The sequence below is a fragment of the Planococcus soli genome (assembly GCF_016881065.1).
Lineage (GTDB): Bacteria > Bacillota > Bacilli > Bacillales_A > Planococcaceae > Planococcus > Planococcus soli.
The window spans coordinates 24496-40423 of the sequence record NZ_WXYN01000020.1 but is presented as its reverse complement, the minus strand read 5'-3'; the positions used below and the strand labels follow the sequence as shown (position 1 = coordinate 40423).

Genomic DNA, 15928 nt, shown 5'->3' with positions numbered 1-15928 from the left:
TTCTCTCAAAAGGACTTGCTTCTCGTACAACAAGTTGACCCTTATCTTAAAAGGTTTTGTTTATTCTGTCAAGTAAAAGAAATGCGGAAGCGGCCGTATAGGTCCGACGGGCATAAGACGCTCCGGCGAAGCGGCGTTTCTCCAGCCGTACAGCTGGAGTGACTTATGACCCTAGGACCTGGGCGCTGGAGTCTGGACAATAAAGAAAAGCGCAAGCACCCATTTTCCTCTGGCACCTGCGTTTGAACAAATATTAATCACTGATAATAGCCATCCAGTTCTTTTCGCAAAGCTGCTTTGAGGAATTTCCCGACGGAAGTTTTCGGCACTTCTTTCAAAAAGACCACATCGTCCGGAACCCACCATTTGGCAAATTGACTCTCCAGATAGGCCAGCAATTCCGCTTTCATCGCTTCATCTTCAGCATGCCCTTCTTTCAGGACTACACAGGCAAGGGGCCGTTCAAGCCACTTTTCATGAGGAATTGCGACAACCGCTGCTTCGAAAACGGCGCCATGGGTCATCAGCGCATTTTCCAGATCTACCGAGGAAATCCATTCGCCGCCGCTCTTGATCAAGTCTTTTGTCCGATCCGTCAACTTGATATAGCCGTCCGGCTCAATGACGGCAATGTCGCCCGTATAAAGCCAGCCGTCTTTAAAAGCGTCTTCGGTCCGTTCGTCCTTATAATATTCATCGGCGATCCATGCCCCTTTGACATTCAGTTCGCCCATCGTTTCGCCATCCCAAGGAGCCTCACCGTTTTCGTTGACGATTCGCACTTCCAGCCCCGGCATCGGCAATCCCGCCATTGACCGGCGTTCGATGCGCTCATCCATCGTCATATCGGCCATTGCAGACGTTGTAATGGCCAAGCTGACAAGCGGCGAAGTTTCCGTCATGCCATATCCGGTTACAAACGGCACAGCGTATTTTTCTTCAAATGCCCGGATCAACCCTTTCGGCGAAGCTGATCCGCCGCAGATGATCATCCGCAGCGTCTCAATGTTGCGCGGTTTGGCTTCCAACTCTTTGAGGACGCCCAGCCAGATAGTCGGGACACCGGCAGTCAACGTGACTTTTTCCGATTCGATCAAATCCAGCAGCATGCCGGGAGCAAGCCCTGGTCCTGGCAATACTTGCGTAGTGCCGAACAGGACGCTGGCAAACGGCAGCCCCCATGCATTGGCATGAAACATTGGGACGATGGATAATGCAATATCGCGTTCAGACAAGCCCATCGCATCGGACATGCCGAGTGCATAACTGTGCAGCACCAATCCCCGGTGTGTGTAGACGACGCCTTTCGGATTGCCGGTCGTCGCCGATGTGTAGCACATGCCAGCCGGCGTGTTTTCGTCCAGATCTTCCGGGAATTCAAAACTGCCATCCTCTGCCGCCAGCAATTCTTCATACGAGTAAACATTTTCAAGTGACGTGTCCGGCAAATCCGTCCCGTCTTTCATGACAACAAAATGCTTGACCGATTTCAGCATCGGCGCCAGCTTTTCAATCAACGGGAACAAGTCGTGGTCGACCAACAAGATTTCATCTTCGGCATGGTTGATGACATAGGCAATATGCTCTGGCGATAGGCGGATATTAATCATATGAAGGATGGCACCCGCTCCCGGCACCCCAAAATACAGTTCCAGGTGGCGGTGATGATTCCAGGCAAAACTTCCGACTTTCGTACCGCGTTCCATACCGATTTTGCTTAAAGCAGCAGCCAATTTGCGTGTGCGCACCGCAAATTCTTTATAGGGAATACGGTGAATCATATTCTCTCCGGTCCGTGAAACAATCAACTTTTCCGGAAAGTAGCGCTCTGCTCTTTTTACGAAAGACGATAATAACAACGGCGAATCCATCATGTCACATCCGACTCCCTTTTCGTTTTATTTCGCTCAATGAAAAACGGATGCTCGTGCCGCTCATGGGCCTTTAATACAGGCGCGAGGCAGGCATCCACTTGGAGTGAGGCTCCGTACCATTCCTGCCAGTCTTTTGATTTAAAAAATGCTGCGACTTCCTGGTGTTCTGGGCTTCCCAATGGCTTTTCTCCCCACTTTGCCCAATCCGGCCGGTGGGCAAAGCGGCAAAAAACCTGCCAAAACTTGTCCTCTAATGCCCCTAAAGTTATGTAGCGCCCGTCTTTTGTTTCGTAAATGGCGTAGCTGATCCGGGCGCCGCCGATTTCTGGGATGCCCCTATCTGAAACACCGGCATCGTGGTAGACATCATGATTACCGAGAAATTCCGCCATGACTTCAGCCAAGGCAATGTCCAAGTATTGCCCCTTTCCAGTGCGGAACTTTTTCAATAGCGCCGCAAGCAGCTGTTCCGAAGCGATCAAACCTCCAGTAAAATCAGCGAAGGTATTCGTCGGATGAATGGGCCTGCCAGAAGCATCGCTTAATTGGTCCAAGGCACCGGACAAAGCCATATAATTCAAGTCATGGCTTCCCAATTCCGCCATTTCACCTGTTTGGCCATAACCTGATAGCGAGCAATAAACCAAATCCGGCTTAACCGTTTTTAGGCTGTCATAATCCAGACCCAACTTCTTCATGACCCCCGGCCGGAACGTCTCAATCAGTACATCTGCACCTTTGACCAAATCCAGCATTTCCAGACGGCCTTCCGGAGATTTCAAGTCGATATGAACAATCGTTTTGCCACGGTTGTTCGCCGCATGGACGTGCCCTCCGCTCATATAGCGGGCAGGGTCGCCTTCTGGCGGTTCTATTTTAATGACTTCCGCACCCAGTTCAGCAAGCCGCATTCCCGCATAAGGCCCCGGAACATAATAAGTAACATCCAGGACCCGTACACCTTTTAGCGCATTTTTCATTTACAGCCCCATCCGCTTAGCAATAATGGTTTTCATGATTTCATTGGAACCGGCATAGATTGCAGCTACCGGAATATCCCGGTACCGGCGCGCAATTTTATATTCTTCCATATATCCATATCCTCCGTGCAATTGCATGCATTCCCCAGAAATCTTTTTGGCTGTGTCGGTCAGCCAGTATTTTGCCATCGATACCTTGGAAACAATATCTTTTCCAGCCATATGGTCTTCAATCAATGATTCCAAGAATGAATGGCCCAGTTCGATTTCCGTCGCCATTTCCACCAGTTTGAACTGCGAGTTCTGAAATGAGCCAATCGGCTTGCCGAATGCTTTTCTCGATTTCACATATTCCAATGTCATTTCAAGCATATCCTCAGAAGCCACCTGTGCAGCTAACGCGACTACCAGCCGCTCCTGCTGCAGTTTTTCCATCAAATAGGTAAAGCCTTTATTTTCTTCGCCAATTAAATTCGAAGCAGGGACGACGCAGTCCTCAAAATACAGTTCGGACGTATCCTGTGCATGAAGGCCAACCTTATCGAGCTTGCGCCCTTTCGTAAAGCCAGGTGTCCCTTCTTCTACCATCAAAAGAGAAATTCCCCGGTGTTTCGGTTCTGCCTTTGGATCGGTTTTTACGACCACCAGCACCAATGTCGAGTTGATGCCATTGGTGATGAAGGTCTTCTGGCCATTGACAATATAGTTATCGCCCTCCCGCACAGCCGTAGCCGATATATTCGCGAGATCAGATCCGGCTCCCGGTTCTGTCATGGCGATGGCTGTGATGTGGTCGCCAGAAATGCAGCCCGGCAGCCAGCGCTGTTTTTGTTCCTCATTTCCATAAGCTTCAATATAAGGGACGGTAATGTCATTGTGCAGTCCAACCCCAGTAAGACTGGCACCTACTCGTTCCATTTCTTCTCCGATGACAACTGCGTAACGGAAATCAAGGCCAAGGCCGCCGTATTGTTCTTCAACTTGCGGACTTAAAAAGCCCATATCCCCAAGTTTTTTCCAGAAAGATTTTGGAATAAGGCGATCTTTTTCCCATTGATCATAATTCGGGACTGCTTCTTTCTCCAAAAATTTGCGCAACGATTTGCGGAACATCACATGCTCTTCTTCTTCAAAACGGTATTTTGCCATCCTGTTCATCCTCCTTATTTCGGCTGCATCCGGATTGCTCCGTCGAGTCGGATCGTTTCGCCATTCAGCATCGGGTTTTCAGTAATGCTCTCCACCAATAGTGCATATTCGGCAGGTTTTCCGAGGCGCGCTGGAAACGGCACTGCTGCAGACAATGAAACGATTGCCGCATCTGGCAGCCCTTCCACCATCGGCGTCTCCATCAAACCGGGGGCAATCGCCATGACTCGAATCCCGTCTCTGGCAAGTTCCCGGGCAATCGGCAGGGTCATGGACACCACACCGCCTTTTGATGCACTGTAGGCCGCCTGTCCAATTTGCCCTTCGAAAGCTGCAACAGATGCCGTCGAAATGATGACTCCCCGTTCACCTTCTTGGTTCGGTTCGTTTTTTTGCATGGCGGCTGCCGCAATGCGAATAACGTTGAAACTGCCAATCAAGTTTACTTTGACAACTTTTTCAAACTGCTCTAATGCAATCGGCGTACCTTTGGATAGCACTTTTCCGGGAGTGCCGATACCCGCACAATTGACCACTAAGTCGATGCCGCCGAATTGTTCAAGTGTTTCGCTGATATTCTGTTCGACCTGTTTCGCATCCGTCACGTCGGTTTCTTTATAGATAACCGACTCTTCGCCCAATTCTTGAATCAGCACTCTTGCCCGCTCCGCATTCAAATCAAAAATCGCCGCTTTTCCGCCGCTTTTCGCTATACGCCGCACCGTTGCTTCTCCAAGGCCTGATGCTCCTCCCGTAACTACTGCTTTAACCTGTGAAAATTCCATCGTCATCCCCCTTAAGTCTCAAACCATTTTAAAGTCTTTCAATAATAGTGGCGTTTGCCATCCCCATACCTTCACAGATTGCCAGCAGACCATAGCGGCTGTTGGAGCGTTCCAGTTCGTGCAGCAAGGACACCAGCAATTTGGTTCCTGTCGCACCAAGCGGATGCCCAAGCGCAATGGCGCCTCCGTTGACATTCAGCTTGTCGGGATCTCCCTCGATATCATGCAGCCATGCAAGCGGGACCGGCGCAAATGCTTCATTGACTTCATAGCGGTCCATGTCTCCGATTGTGAGACCTGCTTTTTCCAATACTTTTTTCGTTGCCGCTATCGGTCCTGTCAGCATTAAGGTTGGATCAGACCCAACCACCGTGCGAGCCAGTATCCGCGCTTTCGGCTTTAACCCCAGTTCCAGCGCTTTCTCAGCCGACATTAAAAGGACAGCAGAAGCACCATCACTCATTTGGCTGGCATTGCCTGCGGTAATCACACCATCCTCATCGAAAACAGTTTTCAGGCCACCCAGAACTCCCATCGTCGTTCCAGGACGCGGACCTTCATCAACAGCAGCAATTTGTGTTTCACCATTTTCTCCTTGAATTTCAATCGGCACAATTTCCCGCTCGTACCGTCCCGCCTGAATAGCATTTTGGGCTCGCTGATGACTTTGCACTGCATATGCATCAAGCTGTTCCCGGCTGAATCCCCATTTTTCAGCGATGCGTTCTGCGGACAATCCCTGATTGATAATTTCATATTGATCTGTCAGCTTCTTGCTCGGCGTTGCCCCTTGCATATTGGAAAACATAGGCACGCGCGTCATGCTTTCGACACCGCCCGCGATGACAATGTCCATGTCTCCCGCCAAAATGGCCTGCGCCCCGAAATGCACAGCTTGCTGGCTCGATCCGCATTGACGATCAATGGTAACGCCCGGCACATAATCCGGAAAGCCGGCAATCAATGCTGCGGTGCGCGCAATATTGCCTCCTTGCTCACCCGCCTGCGAAACACAGCCTAAAATAATATCTTCTACCTCACCTTTTTTCACTCCAGCTCGCTTTACCAGTTCCTCCAGCACCAAAGCCGCCAGCTCGTCCGACCGCGTCGAGGCAAAAAGCCCTTTTCTTCTTCCTACCGGTGACCGAACTCCTTCTATAATTACCACTTCTCTCACACACTTCACCTCATCATTTATTTTTGAATCCGCTTTCATTTAGCTGAATTGAATGACTATTCACTCATTAAGATTATTGTACAAGAACCCTTTGGCAAATGCTACAAGAAAAGCGCAGGCAGCCGTTTAGCTCCGACAAGCGCTGGAGGCCTTACCGGTAACGGCGGTCTTTAGCCGTTGCCGGTAAGGCTGAAGCGACTCGAGGGGCTGGCTTGCCGGAGTCTGGACAATTAGAAAAGCGGAAGCGCTCATGTAGCTCTGATGGGCATAAGACGAACCAGCTGTGTGGCGCACTTTGCCACACAGTTGGGGTGGCTTATGACCCGAAGAGCTGGGCGCTGGAGTCTGGACAATCAGAAAAGCGCAGGCAGCCGTTAAGCTCCGACAAGCGCTGGAGGCCTTAGCGGCAACGGCGGTCTTTAGCGGTTGCCGCTAAGGCTGAAGCGACTCGAAGGGCTGGCTTGCCGGAGTCTGGACAATTAGAAAAGCGGAAGCGCCCGGTTAGGTCCGACGGGCATAAGACAACCCAGCAACGCGCTGGTCTGTATCAAGTTTCATTATTCTTGAACAAAAAAATTCCGCAGCTTTAGCCGCGGAATCATTTCTTACTCTTCAATTAGCCCTTTTTCAATAAGGAACTCACGAGCAACATCGCTCGCTACTTCTTGGTCTACATCAATCCGCGAGTTCATAGCCAGCATTTCTTCTTCACTGATTTGCCCTGCCAATCCACTCAATACTTCCTCAAGCTCCGGGTATTCTTCAAGTGTCTCCTCTCGCACGACAGGCACCGCGTCGTATTTCGGGAAGAACGAAAGATCGTCTTCTGTAGTGGCAAGATCAAATAATTCGATGCGGCTGTCAGTTGTGAAAGCCGGAATGACATCGACTTCTCCACTTTGGACAGCTTCATACATGATGGCCGGATCAAAACTTTCCGTAGCTGAAAACTCAAATGGATACGTGGCGACGAGGTCATCAAAACCATCACCTTGACGCTCATAGAAAGGATGCGGTGCACCGAAACGCATAGTTTCTGATTTCGAGAGTTCCGCCAAATCCGAATACGTTTCTGCATCATAACCGCTGTCTTTTGAAAAAGCCAAAGTATAGCCATTTTCAAAACCAAGCGGTTCCAGCCAAGTAGCCCCTAAAGTCTCTTCATAGCCTGCTCTGACAATCTCCAGCACTTCTTCCGAGGTCTGTCCAGGCACTGATTCTTCCTTCAAGACATCTTTAAGTCCTGTCCCCGTATATTCCACGTACATATCGATGTCGCCATCCTCCAAAGCAGGAGTTAAAATCGCCACTTCTCCCAGGCCATCTTCGTATTCCACCGTGTATTCGGAATTCGCTTCAATATATTGCCCGAGAATATGAGGCAAAATATACTGCTCTGTCCATGGCTTGCCGCCGATTACCAGCGGTTCCGATTCACCTCCACCTGATCCGCATCCTGCAATGACCGCTGTTCCCGCCATTAAAATACCTAATGCCGCTTTCTTCATCCTTGTTTCCCCCTATGTTTTTAAGCCTTTTGGTGTCGCTCTTTTTTCAATCCACTTCAAGATCTGATCAAATCCAATTGCCAGTAAAGCCACAGGAAGCGCACCTGCCAGTACTAACGAGTTATTATACGATTGCAGGCCACGGTAAATGATGTCGCCCAAGCCGCCTGCCCCAACAAATGTGGCAAGCGTCGCGATTCCGACCGTCAATACGGTTGCTGTCCGAATCCCGGCCATGATAAAAGGCAATGCTAAGGGCAACTCAATTTGGCGCAAAATTTGCGTCCGGGTCATGCCCATTCCTCGGCCGGCTTCGATGGTCGAACCATCGACACCGGCGATTCCAGCATAAGTATTCCGCAGAATCGGCAGCAGCGCATAGATAATGAGTGCGATTAACGCAGTTGGAGAGCCGATTCCCAAAATCGGTACCAAAAAGCCGAACAATGCAAGGCTTGGTATCGTCTGGAAAACTGCCGTTATCCCAATAATCGGTTCAGCGTAGCGGCGGTAGCGCGTAATAATAATTCCCAAAGGCAATGCAATGGCAATACCGATTGCCACCGCCACAAATGACAGGTAGATATGTTCCAATAATGCACTGATAATCATATCTTGCCGGCTGACAAGGGTATCCAAAAAATTACTCATGCGAGTACCCCCGTTTCCTTAGCGAGAGCAGCTTTCAACAAATCACGGTCATTGGCATACGCTGCAATACGGCCATCCTGAATGATGGCCAAGTAATCTTGGCTGCTTCCATCCAGTTGAAAAAAAGCTTCTTCAATAGTGGAGTCAGCTGAAATCTTCTCAGCGCCCCCTGTCCATTTAGTAGAGAACAAGCCTAAAAACTCCAGCAATTTCCTTTCGCCGAATGTACGTTTTTGATTGATGCGCTCTACACCGATAAAGTTTCGGACAAATTCGTTTGCGGGGTTGTCAATCAGTTGCTGCGGTGTACCTGTCTGCTCAACTTGCCCGCCTCGCATCACGATAATAGAATCTGCAATTTTCAACGCCTCATCCATATCGTGTGTCACAAAAACGATGGTTTTCTTGATGGTTTGCTGGAGATTCCGGAGTTCGTCCTGCAGTTGTTCCCGGCTGATCGGGTCAAGTGCAGAAAAAGGTTCATCCATCAGTACAATGTTCGGGTCTCCAGCAAGCGCGCGAACTACGCCTACACGCTGCTGCTGCCCGCCGCTTAATTCAAGCGGATAGCGATCCATGTATATGGCAGGATCCAGACCGACTAATTCGAGCAGTTCACGTACCCGTTCTTCTTTTTTGGCTTTTGGCCACTCCAGCAACTTGGGTACCAGCGCCACATTGTCCGAAATCGTCATATGCGGAAACAGACCAATACGCTGAATAACATAACCGATGGAGCGCCGCAATTGAACTTCATCCATACCGTTAATCGGCTTTTCATCAATGTAGATGCTTCCGGCAGTCGGTTTTTCTAACTTATTGATCATTTTCATTAAAGTGGTTTTGCCGCATCCGCTAGGACCGATGATAGCAGTCAATTCATGAGTCGGCAGAACGAGTGAGATGTCTTTTAGCGCTTCTGTTCCATCAGGAAAGCGCTTCGTGACATTTTCAAATCGAATCATAGCATCCACTCCTTTCTGATTCTTTCAGCCTAGCTTTTTTATACCCTCTGGCAGACTTCTTTACTCCTTAAAATTTTCACGGAATAATTATTGTTCTTCAAAAACCAGATGAACCGGGTTGGCAATCTGCACGTAGCCAATTTCTCTGTATATTTTATTGGCTGTGGCATTGCTCAGATCGGTGTAGAGCATGACAAAATCAAACTCCAACAGCAGTTCGTCCGTGACTTCCGCGACCAAGGTCCGTGCATATCCCTTGCCCCGGCGATCCCGGGGTGTGAATACGAAGGAAACTGTGATGCCATGTTTGGAAGGGCGGGCTTTTTTCATACAAGAAACGATCACTCCATCCACTTCCCACACGTAGACTTCCTTTCTTTCCAGAAATTCGGCAATCCGGTGTTTCGCTTGGGCCTGAGTAGAGCGCTTAATTCCCGTGTCCACTTCAAAGAGCCTATACCATTCCTCAAGAAGTTCCGAATCTTTTTTACTGGCAATTCGCCAAGTTCCCTCACTTTTGCGCAATCCTTTATTGACTGCATCAATACGATACAAACCCTGGTCCATCAATACTTTTACCTGTTCCTCTGTCTGCTTGGCCCAAGCCTCCGCGAACATCCGGCTTGTTCGCTGTTCCCCGACCACTCCACTAATCTCTAACCCAAGATTCTGTAAATGTTCAGCGATTTCTTTTTCGATTCCCGGTATGCGCCGAAAAATCACGAGTTGCAAAGCATGCGGCGGCGTCATCAGACAAGCGCCGACAATTTCACCTCCAGCTTCGGCAATCGCTAAAAAATACTCCTCATACTGGTTGGCTTGAATTTGGCCAAGAACTCCCAGGAATAAGCTGTATATGTCTTCATTCTTATAAAGCACAGGTGCAACTCTTTCCGTAAACGCTGCTGAATCCGAGTAGATAAGCAATTCCATTTTTTCACGTCCATTTCTGTCGTAATTCCTCTTCATAAGTATTAGCTATATTATGGAAAATCTCCTGCCCATATCGGTATTTCCTTTAATAAAAAAACAACGTTCTCCGAAGTTAAATCGGACACGTTGTTTTTCAATCGATTTATTCCAACTCCATTTGCTTTGTTTCAGTTCCTAAAAATGCCACTGCCATTGCTCCAATAAGGATGGAAACACAGAAAATCCCAAAAATCACATTGATGCCAATGTTGGCCGTGAGCATCGAACCGACCAAAAGCGGTCCGAGAACTCCGCCGATCCGCCCAAAAGATGCAGCCATGCCTGTTCCAGTTCCACGAATGACTGTCGGATACTGCTCTGGTGAGTATGCATATAAAGCTCCCCACGCGCCCAAGTTGAAGAACGACAGGAAAGCGCCGGCAACTATCAGTAAAGTGATGGTTTCCGCATTGCCGAATGCCAGAGCGCTGGCTGCAGTTCCGATCAAATACGTGACCAAAACGAATTTCCGGCCGACGCGCTCGATAAGCCAGGCTGCCGAAAAATAACCAGGCAATTGGGCCAAAGTCATGATCAGTACATATTGGAAACTCTGGATCAAAGTAAATCCTTTAAGCACCATGACACTTGGCAGCCACAGGAACATCCCATAATACGAAAAGACGACTGTAAACCATACGATCCATAGCATCAAAGTAGGGCGTCTGTATTTTTTTGACCAAACTTCTTTGATATTGGTGGAAACTGATCTTAGCACATTCTTTTTCGCAGAAAACTGCGGCGAATCAGGCAAGTTGATGCGTAGGTACAATGCATAAAATGCCGGTAAAGCTGTTAACAGCAAAGCGACGCGCCAGCCATAGGACGGAATGATAAAATATGAAATAACTGCAGCAACCAGCCATCCAGCTGCCCAAAAACTTTCCAAGAGAACGACGACACGGCCCCGTTCTTTTGCTGGCACACTTTCTGAAACTAATGTGGATGCTACCGGCAGCTCACCGCCCAATCCCATTCCTACGAAAAAACGCAGGACCAAAAACGCCGCAAGCGTCGTTGTGAAGGCAGAGATTCCGCTGGCGATTGAAAACAGCAGCAAAGTGACGATGAAGATTTTCTTCCGGCCCACACGGTCTGCATAAATGCCGAAGACAAATGCACCGACCGCCATCCCGATCGAGTTGACACTGCCAATCCAGCCCATTTCACTGGAAGTTAAACCCCAATCTTCATGCAACGCTGCAATAACAAAAGCTAAAATCCCGACATCCATGGCATCGAAGAGCCAACCCAGCCCTGCGACCCACAATAACTTATTTCTTGATATAGAACTTGGACTTTTCTCAACTACGGTCGACATTGTCATTCTCCTTGTCTTTACACATGTATAGTACTGTCTTTACACCACTATACGCTTATGGCGAATTAGTGACAAGCCCCGCAGAAAAAGTCTGTTTTTTCTAATAAATCGCAATTGACGATGGTGAAATAGCAGCGATTAAAGATGATCGATTCAGCTTATCTCTATAGGTAGAACCAAAGAAATCAACTTTTAGCCATCTATTAAGATTAGCCGGAAGAATTATTTGTGGTGGAAATAATCGCCGCATTGATGCTCACCATCATTGCTGCTTGCTGGGCTTGCATCAAGGTTTCCAGCGAAGTGGAGAACGCCATAGCAGAGATATCTTGAACTTCTATATTGTCCACCATTGCCTGCTGGACAGCGGTCGAAAAAGCCATGTCCTTGTACCAACGGAATATCTTATTTTTTTCCAGTTCACGAGTGTTTTCCGCAATCGCCCTTAGAGCTTCGCCATCTACTTGCGTCACCGCTAAAAACCCAAGAATAGGATACTGCGCTAAACGCACCTTTATTTTTTCATCTTTGAAAAACTGCTGGATAGCCAATACCCTGCCTACCATTCTAGGGTCATACGCAGGAGAATCAAAGGTCATAATTTGCGACAGCCATTGCAGGTCATTGCCCATGGTAAAGCCTTGCTCGCGAAGATCGCGATAATACATATTCATGGTCGCTGCACGCTCTTCAAGCAGACCTTCCCTGCTGCCAAGCAACGCTGCGTAAGGGATGTCCTCGTTCGATGTCAGAAACTTGTGATGCTTTTTCATCTCTTCGTACAATCCTCTTGTCCGTTCGGCTTCTTCCGGTTTTTTCATCAACAAAGCTGCCAGGTACGTATAGGATGTTTTCCAAAATCCTGCGTTATTCAACTCTTTCTGATTTTGATTGACCAGCTTCAATGAACTTTCCACGTCTTCTTCTTTCATCACTATGAAAGCTGCCGCTATATGAAGCAGGTGGGAGCGAAGGGGTGAAGTCCACCCCTCGTTCTTTTTAATGACCTCAACTGCTGCTTCATGCGCTTTCGAATCGAAAGCCTGGTTACGCGATAAATATATATTCGCAACAGCCAATGCAATCCGTTTGTCTACGGCCCATCCCGTTATTTTTGACACTTCCGAGAAAGTTTGTTCGATTTGTTCAATATCCATAGAAAAAGCCTCCTTTTCTCTCTATTACGAGAAAAGGAGGCTAAAAGTTCCAAGATTAAACGATCAATACCAAGCTGACAGCCATTACCGCCATACCCGCCACCAGTCCGTAGATGGACAAGTGGGCTTCGTCGTAGCGTTTCGCAGCAGGCAACAGTTCATCCAGGGAGATGAAGACCATAATGCCAGCTACTCCAGCGAATATAATTCCAAATAATGTGTCGCTGAGAAATGGCATTAGGAATAGCCATGCAGCAATCGCTCCGATCGGTTCTGAAATCCCTGAAAGAAAACTGTATTGAAAAGCCTTTTTCCGGCTTCCGGTTGCATAATATATCGGAACGGATACGGCGATTCCCTCAGGAATATTGTGAATGGCTACCGCAATAGCGATGGCGATACCAAGGGTAGGATCCTGCATCGCTGACATAAATGTCGCGATCCCTTCCGGAAAATTGTGAATGGCAATTGCCAGTGCCGTGAAAATACCCATCTTCCGCAGCCGTGCATATTCATCGTTTGTCGGACCGTCATCCATGTCCTCAACCGTTTTTACTTCATGGGGATTGCCTAATTGAGGCAAAATCCGATCTAATACCGCCATGAAAATCATGCCGCCGAAAAATCCAGCCAAGGTCAGCCAGTAGCCCATGCTTTCGCCATGGGCACCGGTCAAGGAGTCTTTTGCTTTAACAAAAATTTCAATCATGGAAACGTAAATCATCACTCCGGCCGAAAAACCCAATGAAATCGATAGGAATTTTGTGTTGGTACGGGATGCAAAAAATGCGATCAAACTGCCAATCCCAGTGGCCAGCCCGGCAAAAAGAGTTAATCCAAGCGCAAATAAGACTGTACTGTCCATAGACATGCCTTCCTTCCAATTCTATTGAATATGGTTATTGTACGTCAAAAGTTTCCTTAGCGCAACTTTTTTTAATGAGGAAAGATTTTCTACTATTCATATATTTCGCTTTCCAAGAAGTCCTTTCAGTTTCTGCCAATCCCCATCTTTCAATGCACGGACAGGTGGATTATAAAATACGCTGGCTGGATGAAAAGTTGGAAAAATGTGATAAACTTCAGCAGTTTCTTTAAAGACACCCTCTTCTTCATCCCAATATAAAATCGGCGTTTCCATTAAGATACCGTGAAGTTCGGTGACTTTTGCCTTTGGACCGATCAACCGCTGCAGCCCAACATTGCCTAAAGTCACAATAAGCGGAGGCCGGACATCCTGAATCTCCGTATCCAGTATTGGTGCATGTGCAATAATTTCCTTTCGGGTCGGTGCCCGGTTGTATTTTCTTTCAACGGTCTCTCCATTGCGCTTTTTCTTGGTTCCCCACTTATAAGGCCTGCTTCGCACCGCACTTGTAATATAGACATCTTCTCTTGCTAAACCAACACTTTCAAGAGATGCCATCAACTCTTTTCCAGCCCGTCCCGTAAAAGGAATGCCAGTTTCCACTTCGTTTTCTCCCGGCGCTTCTCCTACCAGCATAATAGCCGGATTGGCAGGTCCGCTTCCCCAGACAAATCCCTCGACAGGATGCCCTTCTATTCTTTTTTTTCCTAGTTCAGCCAGCTCTTTTGAAATTTTATACATCCAGTTTCACCTCAACTATTTATTTTCATGTAAGGAAAACTAACATGAATTGAAAATAACTCTTGCATTATCAGAAAATATAATCTAATATGTTAAAAAACCTAACATTAAGGAGGAAGAAAACATGAAAAAGATTGAAACGATTATTCGGCCCTCGGTTTTCGCGGATGTTCGCCAAGCTTTGGCGCTTGAAGGAATAGACGGTTTGAGTGTAACGGAAATTGCGGGAATCGGAAAGCAGGAAGGCCGAGTCGGTTTATTCCGAGGCAACGCCTACACAATGGAATTTTCTCCAAAATTGAAATTAGAAATGGTAGTGGATGACGACAAAGTCGAAGATATCATCCAAGCTTTACTGGAATATGCCTCAACCGGCCAAGTCGGAGATGGCAAGATTTTTATTTTGCCTGTCGAAGAAGCTATACGAATCAGAACAAAAGAACGCGGCATTGTCGCGATTGGATAAGGAGGAGATTAGATGGAGGCAGTTCAAAGTTCAGTAGATATGTTATGGGTGATGCTGGGGGCTATGTTGGTATTTTTCATGCACGCAGGATTTGCCATGGTGGAGTCAGGCTTTACACGATCTAAAAATACCTTGAATATTTTAATGAAAAACATGATCACTGTTTCACTTGGGTCGATTCTCTATTTTATCGTCGGATACGCTCTTATGTTTGGCCCGTCTTCTTTCGGATTAATCGGCACAGAAGGATTTGCTTTATCAGGGGTTGAAGACATTGGGTTCTTCGTCTTCCAGGCTGTTTTTGCCGCTACTTGTGCAACGATCATTTCGGGAGCTGTAGCTGAACGGATGCATTTATCCGCTTATATTTTATTGACAATCGCTATGACTGCAGTCATTTACCCTGTTGTTGGACATTGGGTATGGGGCGGCGGCTGGCTGTCACAAATCGGCTTCATTGATTTTGCTGGATCAACGGTGGTGCATTTAACCGGTGCAGTAGCTGCATTTATTGCTGCTTGGAAAATCGGACCCCGCATCGGAAAATACAGTGGCAAGTCGGTCAATACAATTCCCGGCCATAGTTTGCCGCTTGGCGCATTAGGGGTTTTCATCCTTTGGCTCGGCTGGTTCGGATTTAATGGAGGCAGCACCTTGGCAGCTGACCCTGCCCTCGTACCTCCAGTAATCGCGAATACGCTTTTGGCAGCATCTGCTGGTGTACTCGCCACTGCCGGGTATACACGCTTGCGCTATGGCCGCATCGATGCTTCGTTAACTATGAACGGCGCGCTTGCCGGACTGGTCGGAATTACCGCAGGTGCAGCAAACGTTTCCCTTGTTGGCGCCATTGTCATCGGTTTGATTGCCGGGGTCATCATGACCGAAGCAATCCGTTTGCTGGATTCTAAAATTCGTGTCGATGATCCGGTCGGAGCTATTTCCGTTCACGGTATTGCAGGTATCTGGGGGACGCTTGCAGTCGGCTTGTTCGATACTACTAGCGGTTTGTTTTACGGAGGTGGAGTAGAAATTCTCGGACTTCAGGCAGTCGGAGTTCTGGCGGTAATCGCATGGGCTTCAATCTCAACCGGATTAGTGCTGTTCGCTATCGGCAGCATTGTGCCGCTCAGAGTCACTGCTGAAGAAGAAGAGGTCGGCTTGGACTTTTCAGAGCATGGCTCTCAGGCATACTCCATGCAGGATGTCCTGCTCGGTTCACCGACTGGCAGCAACGACTCATTTGCGCACCGGCTGAACCAGCTGGGCGATGCACCTACTTCCCAAAAATCAACTTCCTAGCCAAAACGAAAA

The 15928-nt window shown here is 48.0% G+C and carries 15 protein-coding genes; 2 read left to right on the top strand and 13 right to left on the bottom strand.

Annotated features, from left to right (window positions below; translation table 11 throughout):
* Nucleotides 1-257 precede the first annotated feature (257 nt).
* From GJB59_RS10855 to GJB59_RS10795, 13 genes are all read right to left on the bottom strand, one after another.
* Entirely contained in the window at nucleotides 258-1874 is a 1617-nt protein-coding gene (locus tag GJB59_RS10855) for a long-chain fatty acid--CoA ligase (protein ID WP_142827316.1), read from the bottom strand.
* On the bottom strand, nucleotides 1871-2854 hold the full coding sequence (locus GJB59_RS10850) for a CaiB/BaiF CoA transferase family protein (RefSeq protein ID WP_142827317.1): 984 nt from the start codon (nucleotides 2852-2854) through the stop codon (nucleotides 1871-1873). Before GJB59_RS10850 ends, GJB59_RS10855 begins: the two co-directional genes overlap by 4 nt.
* On the bottom strand, nucleotides 2855-4003 hold the full coding sequence (locus GJB59_RS10845; protein WP_142827318.1) for an acyl-CoA dehydrogenase family protein: 1149 nt from the start codon (nucleotides 4001-4003) through the stop codon (nucleotides 2855-2857).
* A gap of 14 nt (nucleotides 4004-4017) precedes the next feature.
* On the bottom strand, nucleotides 4018-4788 hold the full coding sequence (locus GJB59_RS10840; RefSeq protein ID WP_142827319.1) for a 3-hydroxyacyl-CoA dehydrogenase: 771 nt from the start codon (nucleotides 4786-4788) through the stop codon (nucleotides 4018-4020).
* Between the two features lie 28 nt (nucleotides 4789-4816).
* The gene (locus tag GJB59_RS10835; protein WP_142827320.1) at nucleotides 4817-5965 is read right to left on the bottom strand and encodes a thiolase family protein; all 1149 of its coding nucleotides are present in this window, start codon (nucleotides 5963-5965) and stop codon (nucleotides 4817-4819) included.
* A gap of 605 nt (nucleotides 5966-6570) precedes the next feature.
* Nucleotides 6571-7473, bottom strand: a complete 903-nt coding sequence (locus GJB59_RS10830; RefSeq protein WP_185960012.1) for a glycine betaine ABC transporter substrate-binding protein — start codon at nucleotides 7471-7473, stop codon at nucleotides 6571-6573.
* Nucleotides 7474-7485: 12 nt separating this feature from the next.
* A complete protein-coding gene (locus tag GJB59_RS10825; protein WP_185960013.1) occupies nucleotides 7486-8124 on the bottom strand; it encodes an ABC transporter permease in 639 nt (212 codons plus the stop codon).
* Complete coding sequence (locus GJB59_RS10820) at nucleotides 8121-9089, bottom strand: ABC transporter ATP-binding protein (RefSeq protein WP_142827321.1); 969 nt, start codon at nucleotides 9087-9089, stop codon at nucleotides 8121-8123. The genes GJB59_RS10825 and GJB59_RS10820 overlap by 4 nt, the downstream gene beginning before the upstream one ends.
* 87 nt (nucleotides 9090-9176) lie before the next feature.
* Entirely contained in the window at nucleotides 9177-10022 is an 846-nt protein-coding gene (locus GJB59_RS10815; protein ID WP_142827322.1) for a GNAT family N-acetyltransferase, read from the bottom strand.
* A gap of 142 nt (nucleotides 10023-10164) precedes the next feature.
* A complete protein-coding gene (locus tag GJB59_RS10810) occupies nucleotides 10165-11382 on the bottom strand; it encodes an MFS transporter (protein ID WP_142827323.1) in 1218 nt (405 codons plus the stop codon).
* A gap of 209 nt (nucleotides 11383-11591) precedes the next feature.
* Nucleotides 11592-12539, bottom strand: coding sequence for a DUF4003 family protein (locus tag GJB59_RS10805; RefSeq protein WP_142827324.1), 948 nt, complete (start codon nucleotides 12537-12539; stop codon nucleotides 11592-11594).
* A 55-nt stretch (nucleotides 12540-12594) separates the two neighbouring features.
* Nucleotides 12595-13404 carry a zinc transporter ZupT gene (gene zupT / locus GJB59_RS10800; RefSeq protein ID WP_142827325.1) on the bottom strand — a complete coding sequence of 270 codons (810 nt, stop codon included), beginning with the start codon at nucleotides 13402-13404 and terminating at the stop codon, nucleotides 12595-12597.
* 96 nt (nucleotides 13405-13500) lie between these two features.
* Nucleotides 13501-14148, bottom strand: a complete 648-nt coding sequence (locus tag GJB59_RS10795) for a uracil-DNA glycosylase (RefSeq protein WP_142827326.1) — start codon at nucleotides 14146-14148, stop codon at nucleotides 13501-13503.
* A 124-nt stretch (nucleotides 14149-14272) separates the two neighbouring features.
* Here GJB59_RS10795 and GJB59_RS10790 point away from each other — a divergent pair, with 124 nt between their 5' ends.
* Together GJB59_RS10790 and GJB59_RS10785 are read left to right on the top strand one after the other, a co-directional pair.
* The gene (locus tag GJB59_RS10790; RefSeq protein ID WP_142827327.1) at nucleotides 14273-14614 is read left to right on the top strand and encodes a P-II family nitrogen regulator; all 342 of its coding nucleotides are present in this window, start codon (nucleotides 14273-14275) and stop codon (nucleotides 14612-14614) included.
* A 12-nt stretch (nucleotides 14615-14626) separates the two neighbouring features.
* On the top strand, nucleotides 14627-15916 hold the full coding sequence (locus tag GJB59_RS10785) for an ammonium transporter (RefSeq protein WP_142827328.1): 1290 nt from the start codon (nucleotides 14627-14629) through the stop codon (nucleotides 15914-15916).
* The last annotated feature ends 12 nt before the right edge of the window (nucleotides 15917-15928 follow it).